This is a genomic window from Mucilaginibacter sp. Mucisp86 (genome assembly GCF_047324315.1).
GTDB lineage: Bacteria > Bacteroidota > Bacteroidia > Sphingobacteriales > Sphingobacteriaceae > Mucilaginibacter.
On sequence record NZ_CP168503.1, the window covers coordinates 6,115,447 to 6,129,651 of the forward strand.

Genomic DNA, 14,205 nt, shown 5'->3' on the forward strand with positions numbered 1-14,205 from the left:
AGATGACGCGATAAACTACCTTTCGCCTTTTACCTTTATCCTTTTTATTTTCATTTTATAATTGTTATAATTACTTTTAATTTTAAGATAACCAATTAACCTTAAATTCGTAAAATGCAATAACTGTATCGGCGACGCTTAATTTATATCCGGAAATGAAAAAACTTTACTTTCCTTTAATTTTACTGGTAGTGCTTTGTTTTAGTTCATGTGTGGATATTGAAGAGCATTACGATTTTAAAAGTGACGGTACCTGTAAGGTAGCCTATGCTTTTGATATGAGCAGGGCCGTATCGGTACTGGTTAATCTGATGTCTGATTCAGTTAAGGAAACTCCACAATTTAGTTTGGTTAAAGATACAACGCTTAATTTTTATAGTGCAATACCCGACAGTGCCCAACAAAAACTAAAAACTGAAGAAGTTGAACTGGCCAAAAGCAGTGAGCTAACTGTTAATATGAACCTTAAAAAGAGTGTTATGAAAGTAACACTTAATCATACAGCAAAAAACGCAGCAGACCTGCAATATTATTTGCAAAATGTATCAAAAATTGCACTTAATACCCAGATAAGTGCTATAACTACTACCGATAAAACAAATAAGCCATTTGATGCACGGCAAATGGTAGGGGGGCAGGACTATTATTCGTATGATATAACTCCTCATAAATTTTACCGCATTATTGACAAGGCTAAATTTAACGCCTTTTTAAAGAAAACCCAGGCTACCTTCATGATGGCTAAAGCTATGCTGATTGATATGCCCTATAAAGTGATCCTGCGGTTTGCTCATCCTGTAAAGAAGGTCAATAATTCAAAGGCTATGCTCTCGGCCGACAGGAGGGAAGTTACGCTTGTTACCAGTATGGACGAGGTAATTAAAAATCCTAATGTAATGAATTTGAAGATCGATTTTTGAGCAAGGGTTTGCTATTAATTACTTATGACCTGGTATAAAGTTGACTCTCTATCCGATATTTCCGTTCCATTTATTAAAAAGGTTAAGGCCGGCAGCAAAAGTATTTGCCTGGTAGGGTTTGAAGGTAAGCTCTACGCGGTATCGGCTAAATGCCCGCATGCCGGTGCGGATATGAGTGAAGGACTATGCGTAAGAAAACTCATAGTTTGTCCGTATCATCGGTATACTTATGATCTGGAAACAGGAAAAGGTGGCGAAGGACAAAATGATTTTATTGAAACTTACCCGGTTGAAGTAAAGGAGGATGGAGTTTACGTTGGCGTAGCCTCCATTTGGGATAAGTTAAGGCAAGCGTTTAAGTAGAAGGTGCTTTTTATTAATTCCGTCATTGCCGAAGTACGAAGCAGTCCCAAACTATAAAGGGCGGACCTACTTATCGGGGATTGCTTCGTACCTTATAATGATGTGATCGTAAGTTATTGATTATTAAATGTGTTTTTTTTCTGTTTTACAATATGGGCGTTGCCTGCGGCCGGGCTATCCGCTGCAAGTCCTCGCCTTTCCTGCCCGCAAACCCAACCCGCGCTGTGGGCTTTACGCTGCTATCCCTAACGCGTCCCGCGCAACAGCCCTAAAATAGAGTTTACATGTCATCACAGTTTTTTCAGATTCCCTGATGGTTACAGCAATGACGATTTATATGAAAGCGGACTTCTATTTATAAACCTCTTTATTAGCGGAGGCCAATGTGTTTTTAAGCAAACCAACAATGGTCATCAGGCCTACACCGCCTGGTACCGGGGTAATCCATGATGATTTTGGTGCAACATTTTCAAAATCAACATCTCCGTAAAGCTTAAAGCCTGATTTTGTTGTGGTTGAGGTTTCACGGTTCATACCTACGTCAACTATAACAACACCATCTTTTACCATATCGGCAGTAATGAAATTCTTTTTGCCGATAGCAACGATCAGGATATCTGCATCAAGTGTGAACTTTTTGATATCAGGTGTACGACTGTGGCAAATGGTTACTGTACAGTTACCCGGAGTGGTGTTGCGGGCCATCAGGATGCTCATTGGCGAACCAACAATATTGCTGCGACCAACAACCACGCAATGTTTACCGGCGGTTTCAATGCCGTATTCCTTAAGCATTAAAGTAATGCCATAAGGAGTTGCCGGTATAAACGACGGTAAATTACGCTGCATACGGCCCAGGTTAACCGGGTGAAAGCCATCAACATCTTTGCGATGGTCGATACGCTCGGTTACTTTTTCAGGATCGATATGTTTGGGTAAAGGAAGCTGTACTATGATGCCATCGATATCAGCATCCGCATTCAGCTCTTCAACTTTTTTTAATAGTTCTTCTTCGGTAACGTCATCTTCATAACGTACCAGCGATGATTTGAAGCCAACTTTTTCGCAATTTTTCATTTTGCTGGCTACATAAGTTTCGCTACCGCCATCATGACCAACCAACACTGCCACCAAGTGAGGCTTCCTGCCGGTCTTTTCTAATATTTTAGCTGCTTCTTCAGCTATTTCAACCTTAAGTTTTTCTGAAACGTATTTTCCGTCTAAAAGCTGCATTATTAAATGTGTTTAACGAAGTGGTCAGGCAATGGCGGCAAGCTTAAGTTTACCGGCTCTGATTTTACTCGTACTTTTATAAAAGGCCTGTTGTCCAGGGATAATTTTAATCCGTGATTTTGATTGATCTTGCTAATGATACTTTCAATAGTTTCTGTTTTATTGTTCAGGAGCATTTCAAATATAACTTTATTTGAATCTGCGTCTTTATTGAAAGCATCAATATAATATTTCGGTTCGCCGGCATCGTAAACAATCCATTTACCATAAACAAAGTCTCCTAAATGAATATGTTTAACAAACCCGTTTGCTGTAAAATATGTAACTAACCTGTACAGAATATATCAATTTACTCACCCCGATTCCGCTCAAAGGAATTAAGGGATTAATCCAACTTCAAAACTGCCATGAACGCCGACTGTGGTATCTCAACGTTACCTACCTGGCGCATGCGTTTTTTACCTTGTTTCTGTTTCTCCAATAATTTACGTTTACGGGAGATATCGCCGCCGTAACATTTGGCAGTTACATCTTTGCGTAAGGCCTTCACCGTTTCGCGGGCTATGATCTTGGCACCGATAGACGCCTGGATAATGATCTCGAACTGTTGACGCGGTAAAAGCTCTTTTAATTTCTCGCAGATCTTTTTACCAAAATCATAAGAGTTGCCCCGGAAAATAAGAGACGAAAGCGCGTCAACAGGCTCGCTGTTTAAGCGGATATCGAGCTTAACCAAATCCGACTGGCGGTAACCTATCTGGTGATAATCGAACGAAGCATAACCTTTTGAAATGGTTTTCAGCTTATCGTAAAAGTCAAATACGATCTCACCCATTGGCATTTCGAATATCAGCTCAACGCGCTCAGATGTAAGATATGACTGATTGGTAATAGTACCACGCTTTTGAATACAAAGCGACATTACCGGACCAACAAATTCAGATTTTGTGATGATGGTAGCCTTGATGTAAGGTTCTTCCACAAAATCAATTTTTGATGGATCGGGAAGATCAGATGGGTTATTTACCGTGAACGAGTCGCCTTTTGTAGTATGGGCCAGGTACGATACGTTGGGAACGGTGGTGATCACCGTCATGTTAAACTCGCGCTCCAAACGTTCCTGGATAATTTCCATGTGCAGCATACCGAGAAAACCGCAACGGAAACCAAAACCCAAAGCTGCTGATGATTCCGGTTCAAAAACCAGTGATGCATCATTCAACTGTAATTTTGCCATTGATTCGCGTAGTTCTTCATAGTCCTCAGTATCAACAGGGTAAATGCCTGCAAATACCATCGGCTTTACCTCCTCAAAACCTTGTATGCCTTCTTCGCAAGGGCGATCAACCTGGGTAATGGTATCGCCAACCTTAACCTCTTTTGCTTCTTTAATACCTGATATGATATAACCTACGTCACCGGTTTTGATCACGTCTTTAGCTAATGGACGTAATTTAAGTGTACCAACTTCATCGGCAAGGTATTGCTTTTCGGTAGCTACAAATTTTACTTTATCGCCTTTGCGGATCTCGCCGTTCACAACTTTAAAATAAGCTATGATACCACGGAACGAGTTGAATACCGAATCAAAGATCAATGCCTGTAGCGGTGCTTTAGGATCACCTACCGGAGCAGGTACACGCTCAACAATTGCACGAAGAATATCATGTACTCCCATGCCCGTTTTGCCCGATGCAGCAAGGATTTCCTCGCGTTTGCAGCCAATAAGGTCAACTATCTGGTCTTTCACTTCCTCCGGCATAGCACCTGGAAGGTCCATTTTATTCAGGATAGGGATAATCTCCAGGTCGTTCTCTAAAGCCAGGTACAGGTTGGAGATGGTTTGTGCCTGAATACCCTGTGCGGCGTCGACTATCAATAATGCACCTTCACAAGCTGCAATTGAACGTGATACCTCATATGAAAAATCAACGTGTCCGGGGGTGTCAATCAGGTTAAGCACATATTTTTGCCCATCAAGCTCATAATCCATTTGTATGGCATGGCTTTTAATGGTGATACCGCGCTCGCGCTCTAAATCCATATCGTCAAGCAATTGTGCCTGCGATTCGCGCTGGGTAATAGTGTTGGTATACTCTAATAACCTATCGGCAAGTGTACTTTTACCGTGGTCGATGTGTGCTATGATACAAAAATTACGAATGTGCTCCATTGAATCGCAAAAATAGCTTTTTAAACCGATAATTTGTACCGGCTAATAAATTAACTATTTTGAAATGTTTAATTTAATAATATTTCACAACAATGGCTATACCGATAAGCATACTAAGTGATATAGAATCAAGATTGAATACTGTTGTTAAAAAAGTGAGTGTCGTTAGCGGCGGCGACATTAATCAAGCCTATCTGTTGCAAACTACCGTAGGTAATTTATTTATTAAGATAAATGATAGGCATAATTACCCCAATATGTTTTCGAAAGAGCGACAGGGATTAGATGCTATTCGCGAAGCCAATGCAATTGCAGTTCCTGAGGTTGTTTTGCAGGGAGAGTTTGGCAATGATAGCTACCTTATATTAGAATGGATAAATATTGGTTCTGCTAACATGCTTGCATCTTCTAAGTTAGGGATGGGGCTTGCCCGTATGCATAAAAATACCAATGCCAGGTTTGGTTTTTATACTGATAATTATATGGGTTCGCTAATTCAAACTAATAATTGGTATACCAAGTGGAGCGATTTTTTTATTGAGCAGCGATTGCAGCCCATGGTTAAAATGGCGACAGATAAGAATGAACTTACCAGGAACGACGTTCACCAGTTTGATCGGCTTTATAAAAAACTCCCAGGTTTATTTACCGAAGAACCGCCAGCATTGCTTCACGGTGATCTTTGGGGAGGCAATTATTTGATTGATACCGATGGTAAGCCTTACCTGATCGATCCGGCGGTTAGCTATGGAAACAGGGAGTTTGATATAGCAATGACTACGCTTTTTGGTGGTTTCGATCCTGCTTTTTATGAGGCTTATAATAGCGAATTTCCTTTACAGGCAGATTGGCAACAGAGGCTAAAACTTTGGAACCTATACCCGTTGCTGGTTCATGTAAACCTGTTTGGAGCTAGTTACGCCAAACAGGTTAGAGAAAATCTTTCGATATTTATTTAGTTTACGCCTTGTACAAAGATTGGTGTCTCGGATACGTTTACGGTCAATTTCCCCTTAATCGTTTTAACTTGGGTTGTGATCACAGAATCGGCGCCTGTTTTTAAAGCATAAATGTTGGCTTTGGGCGTGCCGAGGTCAAGCGTATAGGCACCTGTACGGGCTCTAAAATCGGGAATTGTTAATACGTACATATTTTGCGAACCAGATACATATTTATCAACCAAAGGATCGGCATTAATGGTGCTGTTATAAGTATAACTACCCATTAGTTTTGATGTTTGCAGTATGTAATCGGCGGAGGGCCGGCGTTTACCATTTTCAGCTAAACCAGATGTTGCATATTGAACAGCAACATTGGGGGTATCGTCAAAAAGCTGGTAATAAAATACACGTTGTATACCATGTCTGATATAAAGTAACGAAGTTCTTAGAATCCAATCGGCCTGGGTGTTTTTAGGGGTATTTTTGCCCACGTATAGCGCCTTTTGATAGCTACCTTCGTTTATATCGTAGCCTGATTCGGTTACCCATACAGGAATAGGTTTAACAAACGAATCTGCATATTGAACAAACGAATCAGCAATTTGTCCCGCCATTGACAACTCGGGCGGCAGGCCAAAGGTGGCCGGCTGATGGGTCAAAATATTGCCATTATTATTGTAATAGTGATAGTTGATAATGTCAAAACATAAGTCGATGCTGCCGTCTGCCCTGTAACCACGGTTAGCACGGCACCATTCCACCATTTTCTTTACAAAATCTACGTCGGCTGTAGCCAAGCCCCCCATAACAACTTTCATGTTAGGATCGGCATTTTTTACACCCGCATTCTTTCCTAATTTGCCCTTGTCGCCATCATAAAAGGCCGACATATTGGCGGCATATTCTTCGGCAGTTTGTTGGGTAGACGGCCGTTTCCACCATTTGTCGCGCTCATTATCACATTCTATGTACGTAATAAACCCCATGCCCACTTTTACCTGGTTAGGCAGGTCATTTGGCCATCGTATGCTGGTATCAACCATTATTAATGACTTGCTGATATTAGTATTATAGCCATACCTTGCTGCAAACTGAAACGCCATATGCGCCTGGTCGATATAGCTTGCCGGATCTGCCTTATTTAAACCATAAATAAGAGGTGCATTTTCAAGATCACGCATATTGTTAGGATAGGTATCAACCAACCATGGCGGGCAATTTTTTATATCTGCTAAAACCAATATACCGTCCTGCTTACAACGGCTGTAAATTAGATCATAGTTCCAACTGCCTTCATGGGTTGGGTTGAAAGTGTAGTTGCCTTTAGTGCTTTCCATTCGGGCCCATCCTAAATAATGCCTTACCGCGCTGAATGACTTGATAAGGTTCATGTTTGTTTCATAAATGGTATTTTTGAGCTTTGGATTGGCGGGATCCTGCAAAAAATTCCATTCGTAAGCGTTTATGCCAAACATGTTTTTAAGCGGGATATTTGAAATAACCGGAGTGGTTTTATTATTTGTAATGCCTTCCGAACTTTTTTGCGGGCGACAGCGATTGAACGAAAAAGTAAATAATGATAGCATTAACAGTATCTTGTAGTTAAACAGCAGCTTCATTACTTTGCGTGGTTTTGCGTGTAAATTATGATTACAATCAGGGTTAATAAAAAGACTTCTTTCAATAAATTCCATTATGTATGTATAACATACTTAGTTAATTTTTTGCGAAGGTTTTTCAATAAAATTTGACTTTTTATAAACAGGGATAATTTAAGTTTTAACGAATAATTTATCGTAGTGGTTACGATTTTGTTGCTGTTGTGAAGGTATAAATATTGTAAGGCGATACTTAACAAAGCAGGGCAAAAAAAACCGGCATACGCCGGGCTTTAAAAAATATAATTTTAAGGTTTATTTTACCCTTACATAGGTTTCAATGATCTCATGGTCAACTTTTAGGCTATCTATCTTTTCAATGCCTTTTTGTACTAATGTATCATTGCTCACCGTAAGTTTAAATTTAAAATCGCGGTTTTCCCAATCGCGTGCATCGCAGTAAGCCAGGTGTTCGGTATAATCGTCGCCCGATAGGGTATAGGTGCCGGCACCCGACGAGTAAACCGGTTTGGCTGTTTTGCCGTGTACAAGGTCGTGCGTAAAGAAGGCAAAGTTAGTTGCGTTAAACATCTTAAACATTTCCTGATCTTTTGGAGGGGTGGTTACAGTAGTATCTCCCTTAGTGATGCTTTTGCTTGATATCAGGTGCCATGTTCCATCAAGTTTACCCGCTGGTTGGGCCGTTTCTGTGGTTTGTTTTTGCGGATTGCTGCATGAGGCAAGCGCAAGCAATAAAAAAGATGCTAAGTAATAGGTTCTCATGGTATTAATAAAGGTTATTTGATGTACAATAATAGCATAAAAAAAGCACCGGCTATCATATTTGCCGATGCTTTTTAAAATAATTTCAAAAGTTTGTGTTACTCGCCGCGCTTTAGGCCAAACTTTTCAATTTTACTGTATAGGTGACTGCGTTGAATATCGATGTCATCAGCAGTTTTCGAAACGTTCCAGTTATTTTTCTCCAGCTTAAATTTGATATACTCACGCTCTGCAAAGTCTTTATACTCCTGGAAGTTATTGAACTGATCAAAATCTGTTTGCGGAGCAGGGGCAGCTGTTCCCGCAGTAATGGCAACAGGTGCTGAAGGGTTTGCAAATGCCCTCACATCATTATCTGTAATAACTTTATCGCTTAGAATAATCAAGCGCTCAACCATATTACGAAGCTCACGGATATTTCCGGTCCATGGTAACGCTTTAAGCGCCTCCAGTGCGGCATCCGAGATCTTTTTAACCGGCATACCGTATTCATTGCAGATTTCATCTAAAAAGCTTTGCGTTAATAGCGATATATCGTCTTTACGTTCAATAAGCGGTGGTACATGGATCAGTATAACGCTTAAGCGGTGGTACAAGTCCATACGGAAATTACCTGCCTCAATTTCTTTAAGGAGATCCTTGTTTGTTGCTGCTACTACACGTACATCAACATCAATTTCCTTTTCGCCGCCTACGCGGGTTATTTTATTTTCCTGCAGTGCACGTAAAACCTTGGCTTGTGCCGACTGGCTCATATCACCAATTTCATCTAAAAATAGCGTACCGCCATTTGCTGATTCAAATTTGCCAATGCGCTGTTTAATGGCCGATGTAAACGAACCTTTTTCATGACCGAATAATTCGCTTTCTATCAATTCTGATGGGATGGCCGCGCAGTTAACCTCAATGATAGGTGCGCTTGAGCGATTTGATTTTTCGTGCAGCCAGCGCGCAACCAGTTCTTTACCACTACCATTGGCACCTGTAACCAACACGCGGGCATCGGTAGGGGCCACACGGTCGATAGTTTCTTTGATCTTAACAATGGCCTGCGATTCGCCTAAAATAGGGCGTACCTTTGATACTTTACGTTTAAGTACCTTGGCTTCAACAACCAAACTTCCCCTGTCAAGCGCGTTGCGAACGGTGATCAGCAGGCGGTTTAGGTCAGGCGGTTTGGAAATAAAGTCAAACGCGCCTTTTTTACTGGCCTCAACAGCGGTTTCGACTGTGCCGTGGCCTGATATCATTATAAATGGAAGATCGGGTTTAATGGCGAGGCCTTCGGTAAGTACCTCCATGCCATCCATGCGGTTCATTTTAATGTCGCATAGTACCAGGTCATAGTCTTTTTTTTCAATCAACTGAAGACCGTCAACTCCGTTATCTACGTCTTCAACTTCGTAATCCTCATATTCTAAAATCTCGCGAAGCGTATTACGTATTGACCGCTCATCATCAATTATTAAAATTTTAGCCATGTTTTATAATTATGTACCGATAGTAATTGTTATTTGCTAATATATGGGTTTGTATAGAAAAACAAACACTTTTAATTTGCTATAAAGGTTTAGGGCAGGTAAATGTTTGCAGCATTATGAATTTTATCGAAAATAATTGACATAAAATAAATAAAAAACCCCTCGCTTTACAGCAAGGGGTAATACAGCAGCAAACCTATAAGCCGGGTTCTGTTTTGCCTTGTTAAAGGGCAACTTCTATCATTTATCTGGCCCTGTTATCACTAACAGGTTTAAACAACCCACCCATCCTAACGACCTGCCTTGCGGCAGATACGGGAGCGAGCAACTCCGCTTTCAGGACCTATTTGGTTTTTCAACTCCTGAGGTTTACCGTCATAGCCGGTCGCCCGGTTATGCCGTGAGCTCTTACCTCACGTTTTCACCCTTACCCGCCTAAGCGGGCGGTATTTTCTCTGTGGCACTTTGCTGTCGCCGGCTGCCGGCGCCTTCCCGTTAGGAAGCAGGATGCTCTATGTTGCCCGGACTTTCCTCCGCCAAACAAGCTGGCAGCGATAGAACGTTTTGCGGTTGTAAAGTTACGGAATATATTAGGAATTATAGAGCCTATGACAACGATAACAGGTAGCGCTCAACTTTTAAAGCAAGCATTTGTTCCTGGAACCTATAAATCAGCCAAAGCCAAATTAAGATAACAGGTAAAAAAATAATTGTCCAGTTTGAATGTGATTGCTCATGGTTAATCATGTAAAAGTTAACGGCAAACAGTAAAATAATCCCTGAAGTTAATATTAACTCAACCCTGACTTTTGTTTTTAAAGTGACGTTAACTACGTTATGATCTTGAGATTCAAACAGTGCATATATTTTTATTCCCTCTACGGAACCTCCGGAACGCAAGACCATCGTACCGATCGAGGTATTGGATATAAATTTGTATTCGTTTTGGCTTACCTTCTTTATAGCAAATTCATCCTGGGGGTATTGAGCAAGTCTATTTTCAATCTCCACCGAAGAGACAGGCATCTTAAATTGTTTTTTTAGTAAAAGACTATTGTAAGCTCCCACCCGTCAATTGCAGTTTTTTAAATCATCCTGAACCTGCTGCAAGCTAATAGTCCCCAGTTTATTACCGAAGGAATTCGTAACATATGTGAGCACTTTGGCGATTTCAAGCGGCGCTATGTCATAGGCCTGCATCTGGTCATCAAAAGAACGACCGGCTACGGTTATTTTCCCTTTAAGGCCGTTTTTGATAAAACAAGCGAGTGTTGCCTTATTGTTTTTTAGATAAGTTGAATCCGTTAATGGCGGGATAAGTGATGACAGGCCCTGACCTTTATCGCCATGACAATTTTGACAGTGTTGCTGATAAACAAGGCTGCCTGCAGAATAATAGCGTTTAAACTCAATTTGATCGTCGCTTTGGCATGACGCGCCAATCACAATTAACAAAATAGCTATAGCGCCTATTACCTTTATCTTCATTTAGCGGCAATTTGGTCTGGTTCGGCCTTCAGGGTTTTAACATCAGCTATTAGTTTGGTTACTTCTGCCGGGTCTGTTCCCTCATAAGTACCACGAATACGTTTTTGCTTATCTATCAAAATAAAGAAACCATCATGAATATATTCGCCTTTCGGATTTTTTTCGGATACGCTTTGCAGGTAGCTTTTACCAATTTTATATGTATCTCCTTTTTCACCATGCAACAACCACCAGGTATTACCACTAATCCCTAATTTATCAGCATAGCGTTTTAATACAGGTACAGTGTCATATTTGGGATCGATAGTATGCGAAATGATCCTGAAATTATCATCATCCTTAAACTCCTTATACACGTTGAGCATATTGCGGTGCATTACCGGACAAATAGAAGGGCAGGTGGTAAAAAAGAAGTCTGCCACATAAATTTTCCCTTCAAGGTTTTTTTGTGTGATAGTATCGGCGTACTGGTTAACAAACTTGAAGGGGGGGATAGTGGCGTACTCAGTATCCGTTACCGTTTTTCCGTTAACAGTTTTAGTTACAGGTGTTTTATAACCCAATATCGGGAGGGCGGTTTTAGTATTTGATTTGCAGGCATTAAAAAGCATTAAAATCACGATGCCTATCCACAGTTTCCTCATTTTTTTGCCGGTATTTGGGTTATGTATTTAGTCGAAGCAGTAACAGCTACATTGATTTGGGTATCTATTTTGCTGATGAGCTTTTTTTGAGTTTCAAGATAATCCATGATTTCCTGATGCGATTTGCCCTTGTTTTCTGCGTCAAATTTATGCATCCAGTCGCTCATAGCGCTATCTGCATCATCAACCTGTTTTAGATATACTTTTGCAGTGTCTTTATTAATATTGGGGGTATTGTTTTTTACCAGGCTATCGAGCAGCATTTTGTTTTTCATCAATTGCTCGTCATTGGCCATTACTTTATCATGTACGGCAATTACCTGGTTTAAAAGGTCTTTTTCCTGTTTTTTGGTATCGGTGCAACCCAATAACAGGGTAATGCCCGCGGCTGCTAATAGATGTTTTTTCATGGGTTTTGATAGCGTGATAAAACTTGGCAAATATGCTAAATGTTTAGCTGTTTAACACTCTTAAATAATAACTATAGTCTGTAACAGGTAAACTTTTTGCGCCTGCAAACTTTAGCTGTTGCCCTATTTGTGCCCTGGTGTGCGTACCATGGTTAAGCACCTGCGTAACAATGTCTCCCAGTTGGTTTTCAAAATAGTCGCCGGTAAAGCTATGATAGGAGATCAGCTTGTTTATCTCATCCTCATTTATTTCGTTTAAAAACGTTACCCAATCGTTATAACGCTCCGGAACTTGCTTTTTGCATTGCTCAATTGTAACATTTTCGGGCCAGGTATTAGGTACAGAAGGGGGGATGAGCCTACATCTTTCAAGCCAAACCTGCTCGGCAGCCAGCAGATGGCCCATTAGTTTAAGAGTTACAGCAGGCAAACCGTTCACCTCCATGGTTTGTATCAACTGCTGATTGGCAAATAGGTTATAACCAAACATTTTTAAAAAGTATGTTTTCATAAGGTTTTTAAATTCGACGGCTAATTTATTAAAGCTATTTAGTATATTAGTATAAATGCTGGTTAACAATTAAATAACATAGTTGTCATATTCAGCAAACATCTGCTTGTTACCTTTATTATTATAGTTAAATAACATAAGGGCATGAAATTCATTATCAATATTTCAAAACTGCTGATCAATTTCCGTCAGTGGATGATGCTTAAAAGTATGCGTTCATCGTTCATACATTAAGTTATCACTTATAATTCTTCATTTATAAATATAATTGCACTTTTGGGCTTTTGTAGCTCAAATTAATGGAACTTACTGGCCAGGAAATACATTTAAGCAAAGATCTTTTTGGTAACGACTTCGAGTGGGGCGTTTCAACAGCTGCTTTTCAAATTGAGGGTGCTCATGATGCTGATGGAAAGGGCCTATCAGTATGGGATACTTTTACAACAAAAAAGGGGAAGATCCTGAATGGCGATCATGCACAAACAGCGTGCGATTTCTATAATTTATATGAGCGCGACATCGACCTCATCAAAGAACTTAATATTCCCAATTTTCGCTTCTCTATATCCTGGGCTCGCATCTTACCTGAAGGCACCGGGAAAATCAACCAGGCAGGTATCGATTATTACAACCGGGTAATTAACTATTGTATTAAGCAGGGTGTAGAGCCCTGGTTAACTGTTTATCACTGGGACTTGCCCCATGTGCTTGAGGTTAAAGGCGGCTGGACAAATCGCGAAGCAATAAGCTGGTTTAGCGAATTTGCTACTATTTGCGCTCAAAACTTTGGTGATAGGGTAAAGCATTGGATGGTCATGAATGAGCCTGTAGTATTTACCGGGGCAGGCTATTTTTTTGGCATTCATGCGCCAGGACGTAGTGGTATGAAAAATTTTGTGCCGGCCATACATCACGTTACCATGAGTATAGCTGAAGGAGGAAGGGTTTTGCGGAAATTGTTGCCATCAACGGCGCAAATAGGTACAACATTTTCTTGTTCACAGATTGAGCCCTATTCAGATAAACCAAGAGATATAGCCGCAGCCGTTCGTGCCGATGCGCTGATTAACCGTTTATATATTGAACCGTTGCTGGGGATGGGGTATCCGATCAGGGATCTTCCTGCGCTTAAAGACCTTAAAAAATATTTTTACCCCGGCGACGAGGATAAGCTGAGTTTCGATTTCGATTTTATCGGTATCCAGAATTATACCCGCGAAATTGTAAAATATTCATTTTTTACCCCTTACATTCATGCAAGCATGGTCAAAGCTGAGAATAGGGGCGTTGACCTTACTGCTATGCGCTGGGAGGTTTACCCTCCATCTATTTATCACATGATAAAAAAATATGATGCTTATCCAAATGTTAAAAAAATCATCATTACCGAAAACGGATCGGCTTTTCCTGATGAAGTAACTGATGGTGAAGTAAACGACCCAAAAAGGCTGAAATATCTTAAGGATAATTTAGCACAGGTATTAAAGGCAAAGAACGAAGGCTATAAAATTGAAGGTTATTTTGTGTGGACCCTAACCGATAATTTTGAATGGGCCGAGGGGTACCATCCACGTTTTGGATTGATTCATGTTGATCATGCAACACAGCAGCGTACAGTTAAAGTTTCGGGCAAATGGTATGCTGATTTTTTAAAATAAGC

14 protein-coding genes and 1 other RNA gene are annotated in these 14,205 nt (G+C 40.5%); 4 read left to right on the forward strand and 11 right to left on the reverse strand.

Annotation, left to right across the window (positions count from 1 at the left end; translation table 11 throughout):
* The first annotated feature begins 155 nt into the window (after positions 1-155).
* Together ACEN9X_RS25485 and ACEN9X_RS25490 are read left to right on the forward strand one after the other, a co-directional pair.
* Entirely contained in the window at positions 156-920 is a 765-nt protein-coding gene (locus ACEN9X_RS25485; RefSeq protein ID WP_413667809.1) for a hypothetical protein, read from the forward strand.
* Between the two features lie 24 nt (positions 921-944).
* Complete coding sequence (locus ACEN9X_RS25490) at positions 945-1,283, forward strand: Rieske (2Fe-2S) protein (RefSeq protein ID WP_413667810.1); 339 nt, start codon at positions 945-947, stop codon at positions 1,281-1,283.
* Positions 1,284-1,634: 351 nt separating this feature from the next.
* On the opposite strand, the gene ACEN9X_RS25495 is transcribed toward ACEN9X_RS25490, so the two are convergent.
* Positions 1,635-2,516, reverse strand: coding sequence for a bifunctional 5,10-methylenetetrahydrofolate dehydrogenase/5,10-methenyltetrahydrofolate cyclohydrolase (locus tag ACEN9X_RS25495; protein WP_091206048.1), 882 nt, complete (start codon positions 2,514-2,516; stop codon positions 1,635-1,637).
* A gap of 385 nt (positions 2,517-2,901) precedes the next feature.
* Complete coding sequence (gene lepA, locus ACEN9X_RS25500) at positions 2,902-4,689, reverse strand: translation elongation factor 4 (protein ID WP_091206052.1); 1,788 nt, start codon at positions 4,687-4,689, stop codon at positions 2,902-2,904.
* A 92-nt stretch (positions 4,690-4,781) separates the two neighbouring features.
* Here lepA and ACEN9X_RS25505 point away from each other — a divergent pair, with 92 nt between their 5' ends.
* The gene (locus ACEN9X_RS25505) at positions 4,782-5,648 is read left to right on the forward strand and encodes a fructosamine kinase family protein (protein WP_413667811.1); all 867 of its coding nucleotides are present in this window, start codon (positions 4,782-4,784) and stop codon (positions 5,646-5,648) included.
* On the opposite strand, the gene ACEN9X_RS25510 is transcribed toward ACEN9X_RS25505, so the two are convergent.
* From ACEN9X_RS25510 to ACEN9X_RS25550, 9 genes are all read right to left on the reverse strand, one after another.
* A complete protein-coding gene (locus ACEN9X_RS25510; protein WP_413667812.1) occupies positions 5,645-7,249 on the reverse strand; it encodes a hypothetical protein in 1,605 nt (534 codons plus the stop codon). The genes ACEN9X_RS25505 and ACEN9X_RS25510 overlap by 4 nt on opposite strands.
* A 294-nt stretch (positions 7,250-7,543) precedes the next feature.
* The gene (locus ACEN9X_RS25515; protein WP_413667813.1) at positions 7,544-8,011 is read right to left on the reverse strand and encodes a hypothetical protein; all 468 of its coding nucleotides are present in this window, start codon (positions 8,009-8,011) and stop codon (positions 7,544-7,546) included.
* Positions 8,012-8,109: 98 nt separating this feature from the next.
* A complete protein-coding gene (locus ACEN9X_RS25520; protein ID WP_413667814.1) occupies positions 8,110-9,492 on the reverse strand; it encodes a sigma-54-dependent transcriptional regulator in 1,383 nt (460 codons plus the stop codon).
* 183 nt (positions 9,493-9,675) lie between these two features.
* Positions 9,676-10,063, reverse strand: an RNA gene (gene rnpB / locus ACEN9X_RS25525) — RNase P RNA component class A.
* 35 nt (positions 10,064-10,098) lie between these two features.
* A complete protein-coding gene (locus ACEN9X_RS25530) occupies positions 10,099-10,518 on the reverse strand; it encodes a hypothetical protein (protein WP_413667815.1) in 420 nt (139 codons plus the stop codon).
* A 45-nt stretch (positions 10,519-10,563) separates the two neighbouring features.
* The gene (locus tag ACEN9X_RS25535; RefSeq protein WP_413667816.1) at positions 10,564-10,980 is read right to left on the reverse strand and encodes a c-type cytochrome; all 417 of its coding nucleotides are present in this window, start codon (positions 10,978-10,980) and stop codon (positions 10,564-10,566) included.
* The gene (locus ACEN9X_RS25540) at positions 10,977-11,624 is read right to left on the reverse strand and encodes an SCO family protein (RefSeq protein WP_413667817.1); all 648 of its coding nucleotides are present in this window, start codon (positions 11,622-11,624) and stop codon (positions 10,977-10,979) included. The genes ACEN9X_RS25535 and ACEN9X_RS25540 overlap by 4 nt, the downstream gene beginning before the upstream one ends.
* The gene (locus tag ACEN9X_RS25545; protein WP_413667818.1) at positions 11,621-12,034 is read right to left on the reverse strand and encodes a hypothetical protein; all 414 of its coding nucleotides are present in this window, start codon (positions 12,032-12,034) and stop codon (positions 11,621-11,623) included. Before ACEN9X_RS25545 ends, ACEN9X_RS25540 begins: the two co-directional genes overlap by 4 nt.
* Before the next feature lie 43 nt (positions 12,035-12,077).
* Entirely contained in the window at positions 12,078-12,545 is a 468-nt protein-coding gene (locus ACEN9X_RS25550; RefSeq protein WP_413667819.1) for a DinB family protein, read from the reverse strand.
* Positions 12,546-12,844: 299 nt separating this feature from the next.
* On the opposite strand from ACEN9X_RS25550, the gene ACEN9X_RS25555 reads away from it, so the two are divergent.
* Positions 12,845-14,203 carry a GH1 family beta-glucosidase gene (locus tag ACEN9X_RS25555; RefSeq protein WP_413667820.1) on the forward strand — a complete coding sequence of 453 codons (1,359 nt, stop codon included), beginning with the start codon at positions 12,845-12,847 and terminating at the stop codon, positions 14,201-14,203.
* The last annotated feature ends 2 nt before the right edge of the window (positions 14,204-14,205 follow it).

Bases quoted from the DNA above. Each gene is read 5' to 3' on its own strand.
- ACEN9X_RS25490 (WP_413667810.1), top strand. From the start codon at position 945: ATGACCTGGTATAAAGTTGACTCTCTATCCGATATTTCCGTTCCATTT.
- ACEN9X_RS25505 (WP_413667811.1), top strand. From the start codon at position 4,782: ATGGCTATACCGATAAGCATACTAAGTGATATAGAATCAAGATTGAAT.
- ACEN9X_RS25550 (WP_413667819.1), bottom strand. From the start codon at position 12,545: ATGAAAACATACTTTTTAAAAATGTTTGGTTATAACCTATTTGCCAAT.
- lepA (WP_091206052.1), bottom strand. From the start codon at position 4,689: ATGGAGCACATTCGTAATTTTTGTATCATAGCACACATCGACCACGGT.
- ACEN9X_RS25520 (WP_413667814.1), bottom strand. From the start codon at position 9,492: ATGGCTAAAATTTTAATAATTGATGATGAGCGGTCAATACGTAATACG.
- ACEN9X_RS25545 (WP_413667818.1), bottom strand. From the start codon at position 12,034: ATGAAAAAACATCTATTAGCAGCCGCGGGCATTACCCTGTTATTGGGT.
- ACEN9X_RS25535 (WP_413667816.1), bottom strand. From the start codon at position 10,980: ATGAAGATAAAGGTAATAGGCGCTATAGCTATTTTGTTAATTGTGATT.
- ACEN9X_RS25540 (WP_413667817.1), bottom strand. From the start codon at position 11,624: ATGAGGAAACTGTGGATAGGCATCGTGATTTTAATGCTTTTTAATGCC.
- ACEN9X_RS25485 (WP_413667809.1), top strand. From the start codon at position 156: ATGAAAAAACTTTACTTTCCTTTAATTTTACTGGTAGTGCTTTGTTTT.
- ACEN9X_RS25555 (WP_413667820.1), top strand. From the start codon at position 12,845: ATGGAACTTACTGGCCAGGAAATACATTTAAGCAAAGATCTTTTTGGT.
- ACEN9X_RS25515 (WP_413667813.1), bottom strand. From the start codon at position 8,011: ATGAGAACCTATTACTTAGCATCTTTTTTATTGCTTGCGCTTGCCTCA.
- ACEN9X_RS25495 (WP_091206048.1), bottom strand. From the start codon at position 2,516: ATGCAGCTTTTAGACGGAAAATACGTTTCAGAAAAACTTAAGGTTGAA.
- ACEN9X_RS25510 (WP_413667812.1), bottom strand. From the start codon at position 7,249: ATGAAGCTGCTGTTTAACTACAAGATACTGTTAATGCTATCATTATTT.
- ACEN9X_RS25530 (WP_413667815.1), bottom strand. From the start codon at position 10,518: ATGCCTGTCTCTTCGGTGGAGATTGAAAATAGACTTGCTCAATACCCC.